This is a genomic window from Pseudomonas sp. GM102 (assembly GCF_000282555.1).
In the GTDB taxonomy this organism is placed as follows: domain Bacteria; phylum Pseudomonadota; class Gammaproteobacteria; order Pseudomonadales; family Pseudomonadaceae; genus Aquipseudomonas.
On record NZ_AKJB01000060.1, the window covers coordinates 15,773 to 31,604 of the forward strand.

A 15,832-nucleotide genomic window follows, 5' to 3' on the forward strand; every position below is an offset into this window, starting at 1 on the left:
GCCCGTCCCGAGGGCCGGGCAAGAACGATTAATCAGTTCGGGTCATAAAATGCGGGCCTGGCTGGCATGTTGATCGGCACGATGGCACCGCTGATTTGCGCTTCGGCACAGGCATCAGCAGCCAGCGCCGCAGCGAAACCGTTCCAGGCAGAGGGCCCTTGGATCTGGCCCTTGCTGGCACCGTCAACGAAGGCCTGCAATTCATGGTCATAGGCCTCGATGAAGCGCTGCTTCCAGTCCAGCAATACGTGTTGCGAATTCGAACCTGCATGGCGCACCCGCGGTGAAGGCGGCGCCGCCAGTTCAGCGGTCCCGTCTTCGCACACCACTTCGCACTGGATGTCATAGCCGTACTTGCAGTTGACGAAAATTTCGACGTCGATGCGCACGCCCTTGGCGGTTTCCAGAAGGACGATTTGCGGGTCGCGCAGATTGCTGTGGGCATGCCGGGTTACCCGAGGGAAAACCACTTGCGCCGAGACGTAATCGTCGTCAAGCAACCAGCGCAAAACATCGAGTTCATGCACCAGCGTGTCCGACACCGCCATATTGGTTGTGTAGGCATCGTTGACCTCAGGATTACGGTGCTTACAGTGCACCATCAGCGGCACACCCAAATCACCCGTACGAATTTCTTCGCGCAGGGCGTTGTAGCCCTTGTCCCAGGGCCGCATGTAACCTACTTGCACCAGGCGCTTGCCGTGGGCGATTTCGGCTTCGATGATGCGTCGACAGCCCTCGGCAGTGACCGCCAGCGGCTTCTCGCAGAACACCGGCTTGCCCTCGGAAATGGCCGATAGCACGAACTCTTCGTGGCTCGGCCCCCAAGAGGTCACCAGTATCGCATCAACCTCCTTGGACCTAATCAACTCATGGCCATCGGCGTACACCTCAGCGGCGATCCCCAAGGTTTTCAGCGCCCGCTGCGCCTGCTCGAGGTTGATGTCATTCACGGCCGTCACGCGACTGCCATTGAGCGCGAAGTGGCAACGGCGCATATGGTCCTGGCCAATGGCACCGCTACCGATCACACCAATATTAAGGGTCATTTCTGGGACTCCGTTCATTTGAGACGAATAGAAAACCGCTTGGGCGGTTACTGGCTGATGGTCTGTTTAAGGGCGTCGATAGATGTACGAATGCCCGCGTCTACGCTCATGGTCAGGTCTTCCATCTCTAGAGATACATGCCCGTCGTAGCCGAGCATGCGCACCACCGAGAAGAACTCGCGCCACCACTGCAAATCATGGCCACAGCCAACCGCCACGTAGTTCCAGGCGCGGGCCACCGTATCGGTGACTTCCTTGGTTTCCATGACGCCGTTGATATCCACCAGGCCGCGCTCCAGGCGCGAGTCTTTGCCATGCACGTGATGGATCGCCGGCCCCAAAGCGCGGGCAGCGGCAATGGGGTCCGCGCCCATCCAGAACAGGTGGCTGGGGTCAAGGTTCAGGCCCACCAGAGGACCCACTGCATCCCGCAGCCGGAATAGTGTCTCGGGGTTGTACACCAGCATGCTGCTGAAGTTTTCCAGGGCTATTTTTTCCACCCCGCAACCACCGGCCTTATCCACCAGCTTGTGCCAGTAAGGGATGGCGACGTCATTCCACTGGTAGTTCAGATAGTCCTTGAGCACGGGTGGCCAGCTCACGGTGTAGCTGATCCAGTTCGGCACTCGGTCTTCGGCGCAAGCGGGTGGAAGCCCACTCATCATGATGATCTTCTTCACCCCGAGAGCTTCAGCGAGCTCTAAGGTACGCTCGGTATCATCTCGGTGTTTGGCCCCAAGGGCGCCCGGGTCCAAGGGGTTACCGGAAACGTTGAGAGCGCACAGTTCAATGCCACGACTCTCCAGGGCGCCGAGGAACGCGTTACGTTTCTCCGCGCTTTCCAGCAGTTCATTCATCCGTAGGTGCGGCGCGCCTGACCAGCCCCCGGTGGTCATCTCCACTGCCGTGACGCCCATCTGCGCCACCCGGTCGAGCATTGCTTCGAAGGGCAGATGCCCGAGACTGTCGGTTACATAAGAAAGCTTCATTACCAGTACTCCGCGGCTTTGCCGCCTTGCTTGAACAATAGGGAAAATGGAACGAGCGCAGCCCTGCTACCCACCCGACTGCCGGCAACCAGAAGCGACCGTCGTCACGAATGACAGCGGCCTTTTTGAACCGGTACCGCGAGGGCTGGATCGAGAGAAATCGCGAAGCAATAGAGCTGCGAATGAGCAATGACTGCACAGAGAGAGAATGGGGGCGAACGGTGGAGCGGGAGTGGCAAGCACCATGCTGGACCTCGTTCATATATCATCTTGCGGCTGACAGTGATGGCGTCAGTTATAATGATATATTTCTATCTTTTTGTGATTATTTTTGAGAGACTCAACTCAGATTATCGGAGAATTTTTTGATGTCAAGGATCACACCAACAATGTCAGACGTTGCACGCGAGGCGGGCGTGGCAATCGCGACCGTTGACCGCGTATTAAATAAAAGGGCGCCCGTGCGCTCGGGCACGGAAAAGAAGGTGCTGGAAGCCGCGAAAAGACTAGGCTTCGCTTTGGGGAAACTCAAAAGCCTGGATGACATCTATCAAGAGAATGATAGGTCTAACATCAGGAAAATTGCATTTGTTCTTTTACGCAGCTCTTCACCTTTTTATCAGATGCTTGCAGCCGCTCTCACATTGATGAGCATTTCAGTACCCGGAGTCCGCGGAGACTCCGAGGTATTCTTTCTCGACGATCGACCTCCAACCCAAGTCGCCGAAACCTTGCTGGAACTCGGCGAGCGCTTCGATGCCATCGCCCTGGTGAGCGTTGATCATCCGGCTATCAACCAAGCGATCGACACCCTCTACGGACGCGGCATTCCGGTCTACGCCCTGATCACCGACCTTACCGCAACCCATCGCGCCGGCTATATCGGTCTGGATAACCGCAAGGCCGGACGTACTGCCGCCTGGGCAGTGGCAGGCTTGAGCCGGCGCACCGGCAAGATCGGCATGCTGATAGGTGATCATCGCTTCCTTTGCCAGGAACTATGCGAAATAAGCTTCCGCTCCTATATCCGAGAGCACTGCAATGATTTTCAGGTACTGGAACCGCGCCTGGTTTACGAGGATGCCCAGCGCGCAGCAGAAGCAACCCATGCCCTACTTGCCGGGCACCCGGACCTGGTGGGCCTTTACGTCAGCGGCGGTGGAATGGAGGGCGTAGTGGAGGCACTCAAGGAGAGTGGCCGTGCGCGCGACATCGTCGTGGTCTGCCATGAACTGACCGAAGTCACCCGCAGCGCACTGGTCGAAGGCGTCGTGGATGTAGTCCTGTCCATCCGCTGCGAGCAATTGGCTCGCACACTGATGGAGACAATGACTCGCACTGCGGACTCCCGGCAAAATGGATCGGCATCCCTGCTGCTGCCCTTCGACATCATCAGTGCAGAGAACATCTGAGGGCTCTAACCACTGAACTGGCCTACGAACGCTAAACACCATTGAAGGACTGGAGTCGCACTTGACCGAAGAAATTCAAAGCCCGCTGCGTAGCTTGGACGTGCTCACACACCGATGTTAGCGAGGGTGGATACCTACTGACGCTGAAACTCTGCGTAATTTTCCTGGGTGATCAGTTGGGTCGGCACCCACAGATCGCCTTGCAGTTCCTGCTGTTTGACCAGCTTTAACGCAGCGTCGAGAGAGCCCGCGCCAATTGCCACCGGATCGCGGAAGACACTGACAGTGAGCTGGCCTTTCTTCAGTGCGAGTAAGCCATCCGATGTGCCGTCAATACCGCCAACCAGGATGTCGTCAGACCCGGCCTGGCGCAGAGCCATGGCAGCGCCGATACCCATTTCGTCGTTGTTGGCGGCCACCGCATCAATACGCTGGCCCTTGGTCAGCCATTCGTTCATCAGGTCCATGCCTTTTTCCCGCTGCCAGTCGCCGGACTGCTCTTCGACGATCTTGATCTGCGGGTACTTGGCGAGTACATCTTTGACCCCACTGGTGCGTTTGCCGGTGTCGCTATGTGTGAGGCGCCCGAGAATAACCGCGAGGTTACCTTTGCCACCCATTTTTTCGGCCAGGTACTGCATTTGCATCCGGCCGATGGCACGCTCGTCGGTGCCGACGAACACTACTCCGGCTGGCAAGCTGTCAACTTCTGGACGGCTGTTCATATAGACCAGTGGAATACCGGCGGCCATGACCTTCTCGCTGATCTGGCGGGTAGCGGCGGTATCCGCCGGGTTGACGATGATCGCATCGACCTTCTGACTGATAAAGCTTTCGACCTGGCTCAGTTGCCGCACCACGTCGCTGCCGGAGTCTTCCACTTGCAGGCTGATCCCCCCCGGGACCTGTTTGGCGTGATCCTGCATGGCTTTCACCAAGTAGGAAATGTAGTTGTCGAACTGGCCCACCGTCACGCCAATGCGCAGTTCGGCGTGGGCGGAAACGGACAGCAGCAGTGCGCATAGGCAGCCGAGAAAATGCCTCATGTCATGTGATCCTTTTTTATTGTGGGAGACGGGAGAAGCCGGAACGATGGGCTGTGAAACTCAGACTAATGGAATAATTATTCCATATCAATAATCCATAGAATTTTTTATCTCCAGTGCGATGCCATGCGGACCGGCCAACCCATTGCCGAATTCCCACGCTCCAGCGCCGAAGAGGAAGAGGAAGGAAGAGGAAGGTAACTGTCATTCCTACCGCGAGCCGCTTGTTAGTGATTGGCACTAACAGTGTTTAAGCCGACCTGGCGCTTTGGCAATATAACTTGGCGGAATCAATAGTACCGCTGTGACAACCCCTGCATACAATCACGACCTCAGAAAAAGGGCCGCCCACTTAAGTCACGGGACACGCGCCTTGCCACTTGTGATCAACCATCTCTCCAAAAAATGCAGCTTACGGTGATGGTGAAGCCATGCGTCGGCCTGAAATTTAGCACGCTCGGGGCTAGCCAATACCGCGGGCAATTGCCAACGCCTCAACAATCCGTCAGTGCTGGAAGGCGAAAAAACCATGAATCTCAGAACAATAAACGTCGCTCCAAGGGTCGCGGTATTTTTCTCTCTTATCGTTTTGGTGGTTTTCGTACTGGGGAGTGTTGCTGCATTGCAAATGGATAAGCTTCGTGAGTCCGGGCAGGACGTCGAAACAAACTGGATAGCGAGCATCCGCCAGACAGATCTCATGAACGCGGGCGCTTTGCGCTTGCGCCTGGAAAGCCTGCGGGCCACCATCACGTCGGACCCGCAACTGAGACAGAAAACAGTAGCCGCATTCAGCGGTTATCGCAGCACCTTCTTTGATGCTGTCAGTCGTTATGAACCCTTTATTACGGACGAAGACGAGCGTGCGCTGTACTTGGCCGTGCGAGCCACGGCCGATGATTATGCCAAGGAACTGGACGCACTCGAACCGCTGCTTCGTTCTGGTGACAACGCCGCCGCAGTGACGCTGATCAACACCAACATTCGACCCTTGACCAACACATTGGAGGGCCAGATAAGTAACCTCGCGGCCTATAACGATCAAGGGGTCAAAGATGCTGGTATCTATGCTTCTGCTGCCCACTCCAACGGCAAGAAGCTAGTGATCGGACTGGTAGCCATCACCGTATTGCTCACCATGGTGCTGGCCATTCTGCTGACCCGCAGCATCACCGCACCGATCATCGACGCATTGGCAGTGGTTGAGCACATCGCCTCCAGTGACCTTTCCAGAGATATAAAATTGAACGGTCGCGATGAGGTTGGGCGCCTGCTCAGTGCATTGGCGAAGATGCAGACAAACCTGCGTGAAACGATCGCGCACATTGCCGACACCGCCACTCAGCTGGCCTCGGCGTCAGGAGAAATGACCGTCGAGATTGAAGAAGCCAGCAGAGGACTGATCGAGCAGAACGACGAAGTCAATCAGGCTGCCACCGCCATGACCGAGATGAGCGCGGCGGTGGATGAGGTCGCTCGGAATGCCGAAGCCGCCTCTAAAACTTCCCGAAAAACCCAGGAATTCACCCGCACCGGTATTGAAAACCTAGCCCAGACGTTGAAGGCCATCGAAGGGCTTGCCGGTAACGTGGCCAGCACCGGCGAACAGGTCAAGGCGTTGTCAACCGGGGCGCAGGGCATCAGCAAAGTGGTAGAGGTGATTCGCGCCATTGCGGAACAGACCAATCTGCTCGCGCTCAACGCGGCGATCGAGGCGGCACGAGCTGGTGAGCAAGGGCGCGGGTTCGCGGTGGTGGCCGACGAGGTGAGAGCGCTCGCGCATCGCACCCAGCAGTCGACTCAGGAAATCGAACAGATGATTATCGCGATTCAAAGCGACTCAGCGCAGGCCGTGAGTGCAATGAGCACGAGTACCGACATGGCGAGTAATTCCATCGTTGTTGCGCAGAATGCGGACGTTTCGCTCAGACAGATCGCTGAGGCCATCACCCAGATCAACGAGCGGAATTTGTTGATCGCCACCGCTTCCGAGGAGCAGGCGCAGGCGGCCCATGAAGTCGATCGGAACCTGACGAGCATTCGGGAGTTCTCTACCCTGTGCGCAGCGGGGGCCAGTGAAACGGCCATCGCTTGTGGCGAAATGTCCAATTTGGCGATCAATCTGAATCGACTGGTAGGACGCTTCAAAATTTAAGATGAACCACTGCATCCTTTTCTGCGTACGGGTTTTGACGAAGATGAAGGTGCTGTCCGACTTTGCTTGCAGCTGAACCACGGGGAGAGGTTTTTCCCGGATACCAAAGATATACGATCTCGACGTCTCAGAAGATTCGCCCACTGCGCCTTCGACCGCAAGCAAGCGCACCGTCATGCACTATCTACAGCCTGCGCCAGCAACCGTTCCAGTCGATAGCCCGCCGCCACTGCCAGCGACTGCGCTAGGCACAGGGTCGCGTTGAGGGTGCGGAAGCCCTGCACTTCGGCGTCACGCACATCGAACCAGACGTCGGCCTGCTGCACCAAGGGGCTGAGCGGGCTGTCGGTCAGGGCGATGACGCGCAGACCGCGCTGGCGAGCCAACTCGATCACTTCGCGGGTTTCCGGGGCGTAGGGCGAGAAGCTGATGGCCACAAGCACGTCCTGACGACCGGCGCTGCGCACCTGCTCTTTGAGCATGCCGCCCAGACCGTCGAGCAGCCTTACCGGGTGGTCGAGGTGGCTCAGGGCATAAGCCAGGTAGGCAGCGACCGGAAAGGAGCGGCGCTGGCCGGCCACCAGAATGCCAGGGGCGCCGGCCAACAGCTCTACCGCCTTAGTGAAGGCCTGAACATCCACCGCCGCTGGCAGTTGTTCCAGGGCAGCCATGTCGGCGCTGGCGAAGGCTCGCAGGACACTGATCGGTTGCTCGGCGTCGATGTCTTCCTCGCCCTCGCGAAACAGGCGAATACGCTCGCGGTAATTTGTCTTGCCGTGCATCAGCTCCGCCTGGAATACCCCCTGCATGTCGCTGAAACCGCTGTAGCCGAACGCCTGGGCAAAGCGGATCAAAGCCGACGGCTGCACTGCGGAACGCTCGGCGATCACCACCACGGTCTCCAGCGCCACATCGTCGGGATAATCCAGGACGAAGCGGCCGACCTGCTTGAGCCGCTTGCTCAGACTGTCGTAGCGCAGGGTGATCTGTTCACGTAACTCATCCAAGGTCGCCGGTACGGATGCTTGCATTGCTCCCCCTGATCGCACGAACTCGCAGATTTTCTGCGCAGCATTGAGATGGAAATTTCATTCCATTATAAACACATCAATCCAGTTGCCGGGCACTTACACCGACAACCCATAAGAGCAATCGTCTCTCGGATCTGCCTTGGCCGCAGTCGGCTGGTTTTCCGGTCGGATCAACAATGCCACCCTGCTCCAGCGCCTGACAACCAACTTCCAATGGGTGCTGGCGCTGTAGCGACAGGCGCACTCCTGAGGCCGGGCTTGTAGATAAAGGGGATAAATAACTGCGCCTGAATAGGCTTTGGGGAAACAGTCGAGGACGATCGTTCAATACGTCCTCGCTTGCTTTGACTCACTGCGGAGCAACCTGGGTTGTCCCGCTACGCCATTCGAACTCGTCGCGGGAGTTCGAATGGCGAGCAGATGATGCATTACCAGCTATGTTCGACTTGCAGGCCCAGGGTCGAACCATGTCTGCTGCTGCCAAATGAGCCGCTGTCCGAAAGCGCCGAGCCGGGATCGAACTCGCTGGCCGCATCCTGGGCTGCCTGATTCCAGCGCGCATAGGTATAGAACAGGCGGATTTCCGGGCGGTTCCAGATCCCCGGCGCGGCGGGTGTCCAGGTCGGCGCGATGGTGAATTTGGTCAAACGGCGAGTGCCACCGGTGGCTTCGACCTGGTCATAACCGACATCGCCCTGTAGCTTGAAGTCGTCGCTGAAGCTATAGGCCGGACGCACCCCGACCGACAGCCAGTTCTGGTCATCCTCGTTCGGCCGCTGGTCCTTCTGGTAGACCACCTGGAACTGGCTGCCGAAACGCGACGTGAACTGCATCTCGAAATACTCGACCAGGCGGTAGCGCTTGGAATCCTTATCCAGCATCACGTCACCGGTGGAGCCCAGCGCGGTACCGGGACCGGGGCCATACTGCAAGGCGAAAGTATTGGTACCGCCGTAGCCGAGAAAATCCTTTTGCTTATGTTGCGCGCTCACCGACCAACCACTGTAGGCGCCCTCGATATGCTCGGGTTTGTCGATGTAGCTCAGGCCCAGTTCGAGCTCGCCGTTGGGGTTGGTCTGGAAGCCGGCGACGTTGAAGTCATGGCGATTGATGAATTCCTTCTGGTCGAAATTGTCCTTGCGCGAGAAGGCGTAGCTGTACTTCAGGCCGCCGATCAGCACATCCTCCAAACCGCCACCGGTGGCGCTCTGGTTCCAGTAGGAGAAGTCACTCATACCGATGGAGCGTTTTTTGTAGTAGCGCCGTCCCGCCCACAAGTTTCCGCCATTGAGCGCCTCCAGGTTGTTCCAGTAGCCATAGATCTGCGGCAGGTAGGTGCGGCCATGCTCGTTCTGGAAGGTCGGCGTATGGTCGTACTCGTTGAAGAGCTGGACCATGCCATACACACCGACCTTGGAACCGTCGTCCAACTGGAAGAAGTCCTGTTTCATGCCGATCTCGGCCAACTGTTCGCACTCGTTGCCCAGTCGGTATTTCGACAACGCTCCCTCTAACTTGAAACAGCTCTGCGCTTGCGAACCGGAAGAAGCCCCCAGGCCGGTGCGGAAATAACCATCGGTCTCCAATGCCTGCGCCGAAGGCAGCATCAGGCAACCCAGAGTAAACGCCGCACTCAATTTAGTCGTAACTCTCATATCAACCCTCATTGTTTTTGTTTTGCTGATGGTTTTTTGCGAAAACGTCGAACCACTCCTGGAACAAACACCCCCTGCTTTTTTCCGGGCAAAAGGCTCCCCTACGGCGCTGTGCGCACATCGAAAAGATCGCTGTCGCGACCGTTCGGACATGGCACTGCGCCGTGCTGTTTTGGCCTGGTGGAATTAGTTAATCGAGGTATGCACAGCTATTGGTAGCGACGCCCTTCTTCTCCCCTCCCTCCTTGGGAGACGGATTTCGAATTTTTCCTCCTCCCGTCCATGAGGTCGCCGGCGAGAGTTCCGTCTTTGCCCCCCTGCGAGTTAATGTGATGCGAAACGCCGGATGAGGAAGGCTGGCATGCCCATCAGCCGAGCAGTTCGCTGCGCACTTTTCGAGCATGAAGCGGCTCGATTCGTCAGCTCGCTCTTCCTGGCCAAAGACCGCGACCATGGCGATACCGTCGAATTTCAGGTATTCCGGGTAAGTCGTGGCGATCAGGGCGATAGAACACCGGACGGGCCGGCATGCTGATCGGTACCGCGCCACTGAGCTGTACCTCGCCACAGGCATCCACCGCCACCGTCGCGGCGTAACCGTTCCAGGCCGGGCCGCTGATCCGACCGGTCCTGCACACCGTCGATGAACGCTTGCCGTTCAACGTCATAGGCGACGACGAAATGCACCGGTGAAACGCCGTGCCTAGGGTGCGCTTCAGTTGCGATAGTTGGTGACGTTGTCCTTGACGATTGATTCGAAGGCCACCAGTTTCTCTTTGGGCGGTGTCTCGCCCTTCTTGATCATCTCGACGACCTCGAAGGCCGCCTGCGCCTGGCCCTTGGCGTTCTGGAAGATCGACTGGGTCATTTCGCCGGCTTCGATCGCGGCGAGTGCATCCTTGGTGCCGTCGATACCGGAAATCATCACGCCCTTGCGCCCGGCGGCCTTGAGCGCCTGCAGGGCACCCAGGGCCATCTGGTCATTGGCGGCAATGATGGCGTCGAATTTCGGGAAACGCTGGATCCAGTCTTCGGTGACCTTCATGCCGCCGGCGCGGTCGTAGTTGCCAGGCAGATTGCCCAGTAGCTTGACGTCATCGCGCGCCGCCATGGCTTTGGTGAAGCCATCGAGGCGCTCCGTGGAGTGGTAGAGACCGGGCTCGCCCTGGAGATAAAGGATCTCGGCGTTCCTGGGCAGATTCTTGGACATGAACTCACCTTGCAGGCGGCCCGCATCGAGGTTTTTCGAACCGACGAAGGTGTAATCTCCGCCGGCCGATTCGATGCCAAGGGCGATCACCGGAATACCGGCCTTGTTGGCTTTCTTCACACCCGACACGATGCCGTGGTAATCGACCGGCACCACGACGATCACGTCGACTTCCTGAGCGATGAAATTGTCGATCTGGTCGAGCTGCTTGCTGATGTCGCCATTGGCGTCGGCAAAGCGGACAAGCACATCGGGATCCGTCTTGGCAGAAGCGCTGAATTCGGTCTTGCGGCTCATGGTGAATACGTCGGTGTCTTGCAGATTGGTATAACCGACGACGATTTTCTTGCTCTGCGCGTCGGAGGTACCAGGGAGCGCAAAGGCTCCGGCACCGATCGCAACCGCAACGGCACACATCGAAAGTAGCTGGGTCAGTTTCTTCATGATCGTCTCTCTTGTTGTTTAAAGGGGTAGCTCAAATGGACACGGCAACCCGACTGCACGGAATTGCTGCCAATCCAGTTACTGCACTCAAGCCTTCTTGCCTTTACCCGAAGATTTCGTCTTGACGTCCAGAATCACTGCGACGGCAATGATCAAACCCTTGATAATCTGCTGCCAGTAGGAACTGACGTTCATCAGGTTCAGGATGTTGTTGATCACCCCGATGATCATCGAGCCGATGACCGTGCCCATCATGGAGCCGGTCCCGCCCATCAGACTGGTTCCGCCGACCACGACCGCGGTGATCGCATCGAACTCATAGCCCACGCCCGCGGCCGGCTGGCCGGAATTAATGCGTGACATCAGCACGATCCCGGCGACGCCGGCCAGGACGCCGTTGATGATGAAGGCCTTGCGAATGATGCTGTCGCTGTTTATACCCGACGCCACCGCGGCTTTCGGATTGCCGCCCACGGCATAGACGTGGCGACCGAAGCGGGTGCGGTGCAGCAATACCCAACAGAGCAGAATTGCCACGACCAGGATCAGCACGGAGATCGGGACGGGGCCGATATTGCCCTGGCCGATGATCTGGAAGTCATCGCCAAGATTGCTGATCGGCACACCCGCGGTGTAGAGCAGAATGGCGCCGCGCGCCACGGTCGTCATGGCCAAGGTCATGATGAACGAAGGGATCTTGAAATAGGTGACGACCAAGCCGTTTATCAGACCCGCGAGGATGCCCACCAGAATCCCTGCAGCGAGCGCCAGATACAAATTCTGAGTGAGCGACATGACACTGGCGGCAATGGTTCCAGTCAGCGCCACGACGGATCCGAGGGAGACGTCGATATGCCCGAGGGTGATGACAAAGTGCACCCCGCAGGCAAGCAGGCTGATCACCACAACCTGACGCAACACGTTGGTCAGGTTACCGGTGGTCAAAAAGGTTTCATTCAAAAGCGATGCGAGAATGAAGATGCCTGCGAATATCAGGATTGTTCCGTATTTTCTGTAGATTCCGGCAAATCCCATGTCTCGGATTCGCTCGAGGATGTTGTCACCGGTTGCGGTGATTCCCTGAACTTTGGCAGTCATTGATGTGCTCCCGTGGCCAAGGCCATAATGTTTTCCTGGGTGGCGTCCTTGCGGCTCAACTCGCCGGTCATCTCGCCTTCGCGCATGACCAGAACGCGATCACTCATGCCGAGAACCTCTGGCAGCTCCGAAGAAATCATGATGATCGCCAGGCCCTGCTTGGCGAATTGGCTCATGAGTTTGTGAATCTCGGATTTCGCCCCGACGTCGATGCCGCGCGTCGGCTCATCGAGGATCAGCACCTTCAGATCGCCGAGCAGCCATTTGGCGATGGCGATCTTCTGTTGATTTCCACCGCTGAGGTTTTCGATGGTGGTGTCCAGGCTGGCCGTCTTGATTTGCAGGAGATCGCGCATCCGCTTCCCGGCTGCAGTTTCCTTCTTCAAATCGAGCAGGTAGTGCGGCGAAAACTGCACGAGGCTAGCCATGGAAATGTTTTCCTGCACGGAACGACAAAGCACTAGTCCCTCGCCTTTGCGGTCCTCGGAAACCATGGCGATGCCGTTGCGGATCGCCTCGGCCGGCGAGTCGACCTTCAGCGCGCGCCCGTTCAACAGGACTTCCCCGGTATCGAGGGCATCGAGACCGAAGATCGCGCGCACGACTTCCGTCCGCCCGGCGCCGATGAGGCCGGCCAGGCCGAGAATCTCGCCCTGGCGCACGTCGAAGCTGATATCGCGGAAGACACCGTTGCGCGTGGCGTGGCGAACCGACAGCACGACCGGACCGATGTCGACCGCGTCTTTCGGAAAGATGTTGGAAATGGTACGCCCCACCATGAGCGAGATCAGCTTGCCCTCGTCGTAGGCACTGGCGACGTTGGAGTCCACGTGCTGGCCATCGCGGATGATGCTGATGTCGTCGGCGATCTGAAAAATCTCGTCCATCTTGTGCGAAATGTAGATGATTGCCACGCCATTGGCCTTGAGATCGGCGATCTGGCTGAACAGCATCGTCACCTCGGTGTCGCTGATCGCCGAGGTGGGCTCGTCCATGATCACCAGCGAGGCGTTGCGCGAAATCGCCTTGGCGATCTCGATCAACTGCATGCCAGCCACGCTGAGTTCGCCCATTTTCTGTTCGGCCCGGTACTTGAGGCCGAGGCGGTCGAGCAGCTTCTGGGTTTCGTCGATCATGCCGCCGAAGTCCACCAGTAGATTCAGGGGTGAGAAACCATGGCCGCTGCCCCACACCGGCTCGCGGCCGAGGAAGACATTCTCGGCGATAGTCATTTCGAGAACCGGGCTGAGCTCCTGATGGATCATGGCAATACCCATCTCCAGAGCGGCGCGGGTGTCCTGCAGGTTCAGGCGCTCGCCCTTGAAATAGATCTCTCCCGCATCGACGCTGTACTCGCCGCTGAGGATCTTCATCAGCGTGGACTTGCCGGCGCCGTTTTCCCCGCACAGCACATGCACGGTGCCTTTGCGCACCTTGAGATTGACGCCGTCCAGCGCCTTGACGCCGGGAAAGGATTTGCTGATGCCACGCATCTCCAGAACCAGCTCGTCGCTGCTGCCGTGCGCTGCGGCCACACGGGACTCGACGTCCAGCTGACCAAAGCTACCAGCCCTGACCGAGTCCGGTACTAAGCCGTCGCTATCGCGGGGACGGCCGTGCCCCCTGTCTGTCGCTCCGATACTCGATGTCATGATCTGTTTCCTCTTGTTCTTGTTCGAAAACCGCTACGCGTGCTGCGCTGCGAGCCTGTTGCCAATCAGTACTGGCGGGCCTTGCCAGTGTTCTCCTTGAGCATCCGCGACACCACGGCGATGCGTTCGCTAACGGAGACCTCGGCACCACCGACCCGCCACCACAATGGGGTACCTGGATAATGGTCTTGGGCAGCACTTGATATCGATCAGGGTGGAAACCGTCTGCTGCCGGGCGTCCGTCTGTACGCCGTGCAATTCGTCGAGGGTCTTCACCCGGTACGCGCCGCTCATGGCGAAGTCCACCGGGACGAAACCGCCATCGAGCTTGCCGCTTTCTTGGGATTGCAGTGATGAGCTGGGCTGTTCGTAGGTCAACGTCCGCTCGCCGACCCGATGACGATCGATACCGATGCATACGCTCATCACAGCCTCCGAAGAAAAAAGGGCCGCAGTGGGAGGCCCAAAAGCCATCTGGCTGTTATTCGTGAATTCCGGATAGCACCGCATTGCGCGCGGCCGGCCCTGAGCGAATCGGGGCACTAGCGACAGCTGGGATGCGGGAGTGGCACTCGATACCTGACTGCAAAGCCATGATGAAGAGGCGAGACTGCAGGGACCTGGCCCTGAGAGGGAATGATCTGTTCATCGACGCTACCTACTTATTATTGTTGTTGGCTCCCATCCTGGGAGGCCAAGAGGGGCATGGTCGTCAACCTTAGAATCCACTTTATTGGAATCTTTTTTCTATTTCAACCAATTTTAGAAATATTTTCCAAATAATCGACCACCTACATTGCCCTACTCGGCCGCCTTACGATCCGCGTATGCAAAAACCGCATGGTGGGCTTGGCATTCTTGCAGCGGTTGGCAAATAGATAAGTACAGTGCGGCTTCGCCACACCGAACCCCAGCCACTACCTGCGTCGGCGCGGTGTCAGTGCCCGCACGCATGTATATCGGCTCGGGCGAGCCAGATTGAATCGACGAGGATCATCACAGTATGTCGCGGAGAAAAGCGGTAACGCCGCTGCATTATCCGCCAGCCAACTCACAACGACCGCCCCCTTGAGTGAGGACTTCTATAATCGAGTTCGTTGACGAACGTCGACTACGCGCACCGGATTGGTATCGCTGACGTAGTCGTCGAAACTCTCGGGAAGTAAGGTGACCAGCTTTCCAGCGCAATTGGCGCATCAGTCTATCGCCGCCCAAAGCCCTCTCTGGCAAAAACGGCGGCATGACTTCGCTTCAAAATCTCAACCAACTGAACCCTGAACAACTGCGCGCTCTGGCTACGTAATTGATGCAGCGCGTCGAGATGATGGACAAGCAAATCCACCATCAGAAATCGGTCAACGAGAAACTGGCCCATGTGATCGCGCTGCTCAAGCACTTCAAGTTTGCTAAACGCAGCGAGCAATTAAGTCCGGATCAAGTTAGCCTGCTCGATGAGCTGATTGATACTGACATCGCGGCCATCGAAGCCGAGCTTGAGGTGCTGAAACCCGCTCCCGTGTTGACCGAGGCTCGGCAAAAACCTTGAGTCGCTAACGGTGGTGTTCAGTTGCAGCCGTTGGTCAATGCGCTGCCTGATGCGATCCTCAAACATGGCGTAATCCACGCCAATGAAACGCCGATACAGATGCTCACGCCGGGCGCGAAGAAAACCCATCGCACCGATGTATGGGCCTATGTCACCAGCCAGTTCTCGGACTTGGCAGCGGTCGTTTACGACTTCAGCCCCAGCCGCGCCAGAGAACACGCCCGTCCTTCCTGCAAGACTGGAAGGGCAAGCTAGTCTACGACGATTTCGGCGGCTACAAGACCTACTTCGAACTCGGATGCTGTCGGTATCCCAACGCGACAAGGTCGCTGTGTACGATATCTGGCATGGTTGGTATGAGCCTGGAACCAACGCCAAGCCACATGGCTGATTTGAACAATATCATGGCCAACTTGTGCAATGACATCCAGTCGTTTGCTGAGTTATCGTAAGATTGATTGTGCGGGTTACCCGTTCGGCTAGGCCGAGCGTCACAATAGTGAATTGCGGCCTTCGTCCAAGCCTCGATCCACATCGAATCGAGT

The 15,832-nt window shown here is 57.6% G+C and carries 11 protein-coding genes and 3 pseudogenes; 4 read left to right on the top strand and 10 right to left on the bottom strand.

From position 1 onward, the window contains the following. Nucleotides 1–32: 32 nt before the first annotated feature. Together PMI18_RS14665 and PMI18_RS14660 are read right to left on the bottom strand one after the other, a co-directional pair. Complete coding sequence (locus PMI18_RS14665) at nucleotides 33–1,049, bottom strand: Gfo/Idh/MocA family protein (RefSeq protein WP_007900953.1); 1,017 nt, start codon at nucleotides 1,047–1,049, stop codon at nucleotides 33–35. Nucleotides 1,050–1,096: 47 nt separating this feature from the next. Continuing rightward, a complete protein-coding gene (locus tag PMI18_RS14660; RefSeq protein WP_007900954.1) occupies nucleotides 1,097–2,038 on the bottom strand; it encodes a sugar phosphate isomerase/epimerase family protein in 942 nt (313 codons plus the stop codon). A 389-nt stretch (nucleotides 2,039–2,427) separates the two neighbouring features. On the opposite strand from PMI18_RS14660, the gene PMI18_RS14655 reads away from it, so the two are divergent. Beyond that, nucleotides 2,428–3,450 carry a LacI family DNA-binding transcriptional regulator gene (locus tag PMI18_RS14655; RefSeq protein WP_050548147.1) on the top strand — a complete coding sequence of 341 codons (1,023 nt, stop codon included), beginning with the start codon at nucleotides 2,428–2,430 and terminating at the stop codon, nucleotides 3,448–3,450. Between the two features lie 134 nt (nucleotides 3,451–3,584). Here PMI18_RS14655 and PMI18_RS14650 read toward each other — a convergent pair whose 3' ends face one another. Continuing rightward, nucleotides 3,585–4,496 (bottom strand): sugar ABC transporter substrate-binding protein, encoded by a 912-nt coding sequence (locus PMI18_RS14650; protein ID WP_007900960.1) that lies wholly within the window; start codon nucleotides 4,494–4,496, stop codon nucleotides 3,585–3,587. A 529-nt stretch (nucleotides 4,497–5,025) separates the two neighbouring features. Between PMI18_RS14650 and PMI18_RS31925 the strand changes: the two are divergent. Together PMI18_RS31925 and PMI18_RS31930 are read left to right on the top strand one after the other, a co-directional pair. Beyond that, nucleotides 5,026–5,796, top strand: a pseudogene (locus PMI18_RS31925) (MCP four helix bundle domain-containing protein); the annotation flags it as partial. 66 nt (nucleotides 5,797–5,862) lie between these two features. After that, on the top strand, nucleotides 5,863–6,651 hold the full coding sequence (locus tag PMI18_RS31930) for a methyl-accepting chemotaxis protein (RefSeq protein ID WP_443200872.1): 789 nt from the start codon (nucleotides 5,863–5,865) through the stop codon (nucleotides 6,649–6,651). A gap of 173 nt (nucleotides 6,652–6,824) precedes the next feature. On the opposite strand, the gene PMI18_RS14640 is transcribed toward PMI18_RS31930, so the two are convergent. From PMI18_RS14640 to PMI18_RS30370, 7 genes and pseudogenes are all read right to left on the bottom strand, one after another. Further along, on the bottom strand, nucleotides 6,825–7,682 hold the full coding sequence (locus tag PMI18_RS14640) for a MurR/RpiR family transcriptional regulator (RefSeq protein ID WP_007900964.1): 858 nt from the start codon (nucleotides 7,680–7,682) through the stop codon (nucleotides 6,825–6,827). 428 nt (nucleotides 7,683–8,110) lie between these two features. Beyond that, entirely contained in the window at nucleotides 8,111–9,337 is a 1,227-nt protein-coding gene (locus tag PMI18_RS14635) for a maltoporin (RefSeq protein WP_007900967.1), read from the bottom strand. 506 nt (nucleotides 9,338–9,843) lie between these two features. Beyond that, a pseudogene (locus tag PMI18_RS31335) lies at nucleotides 9,844–10,018 on the bottom strand (inositol 2-dehydrogenase); the annotation flags it as partial. A gap of 34 nt (nucleotides 10,019–10,052) precedes the next feature. Beyond that, nucleotides 10,053–10,991 (bottom strand): sugar ABC transporter substrate-binding protein, encoded by a 939-nt coding sequence (locus PMI18_RS14630; protein ID WP_007900968.1) that lies wholly within the window; start codon nucleotides 10,989–10,991, stop codon nucleotides 10,053–10,055. A gap of 87 nt (nucleotides 10,992–11,078) precedes the next feature. Next, a complete protein-coding gene (locus PMI18_RS14625; RefSeq protein ID WP_007900970.1) occupies nucleotides 11,079–12,089 on the bottom strand; it encodes an ABC transporter permease in 1,011 nt (336 codons plus the stop codon). After that, nucleotides 12,086–13,741 carry a sugar ABC transporter ATP-binding protein gene (locus PMI18_RS14620; protein ID WP_007900972.1) on the bottom strand — a complete coding sequence of 552 codons (1,656 nt, stop codon included), beginning with the start codon at nucleotides 13,739–13,741 and terminating at the stop codon, nucleotides 12,086–12,088. The genes PMI18_RS14625 and PMI18_RS14620 overlap by 4 nt, the downstream gene beginning before the upstream one ends. Nucleotides 13,742–13,870: 129 nt before the next feature. Further along, nucleotides 13,871–14,167, bottom strand: coding sequence for a hypothetical protein (locus PMI18_RS30370; RefSeq protein WP_007900975.1), 297 nt, complete (start codon nucleotides 14,165–14,167; stop codon nucleotides 13,871–13,873). 814 nt (nucleotides 14,168–14,981) lie between these two features. Here PMI18_RS30370 and PMI18_RS30375 point away from each other — a divergent pair. Beyond that, nucleotides 14,982–15,586, top strand: a pseudogene (locus tag PMI18_RS30375) (IS66 family transposase); the annotation flags it as partial. Nucleotides 15,587–15,832: the final 246 nt, after the last annotated feature.

What these genes read in the sequence shown, in the direction of transcription:
- PMI18_RS14665 (WP_007900953.1), bottom strand. Translation starts at nt 1,049, where the DNA reads ATGACCCTTAATATTGGTGTGATCGGTAGCGGTGCCATTGGCCAGGAC.
- PMI18_RS14660 (WP_007900954.1), bottom strand. Translation starts at nt 2,038, where the DNA reads ATGAAGCTTTCTTATGTAACCGACAGTCTCGGGCATCTGCCCTTCGAA.
- PMI18_RS14630 (WP_007900968.1), bottom strand. Translation starts at nt 10,991, where the DNA reads ATGAAGAAACTGACCCAGCTACTTTCGATGTGTGCCGTTGCGGTTGCG.
- PMI18_RS14655 (WP_050548147.1), top strand. Translation starts at nt 2,428, where the DNA reads ATGTCAGACGTTGCACGCGAGGCGGGCGTGGCAATCGCGACCGTTGAC.
- PMI18_RS14620 (WP_007900972.1), bottom strand. Translation starts at nt 13,741, where the DNA reads ATGACATCGAGTATCGGAGCGACAGACAGGGGGCACGGCCGTCCCCGC.
- PMI18_RS14650 (WP_007900960.1), bottom strand. Translation starts at nt 4,496, where the DNA reads ATGAGGCATTTTCTCGGCTGCCTATGCGCACTGCTGCTGTCCGTTTCC.
- PMI18_RS14625 (WP_007900970.1), bottom strand. Translation starts at nt 12,089, where the DNA reads ATGACTGCCAAAGTTCAGGGAATCACCGCAACCGGTGACAACATCCTC.
- PMI18_RS14635 (WP_007900967.1), bottom strand. Translation starts at nt 9,337, where the DNA reads ATGAGAGTTACGACTAAATTGAGTGCGGCGTTTACTCTGGGTTGCCTG.
- PMI18_RS14640 (WP_007900964.1), bottom strand. Translation starts at nt 7,682, where the DNA reads ATGCAAGCATCCGTACCGGCGACCTTGGATGAGTTACGTGAACAGATC.
- PMI18_RS30370 (WP_007900975.1), bottom strand. Translation starts at nt 14,167, where the DNA reads ATGAGCGTATGCATCGGTATCGATCGTCATCGGGTCGGCGAGCGGACG.
- PMI18_RS31930 (WP_443200872.1), top strand. Translation starts at nt 5,863, where the DNA reads ATGACCGTCGAGATTGAAGAAGCCAGCAGAGGACTGATCGAGCAGAAC.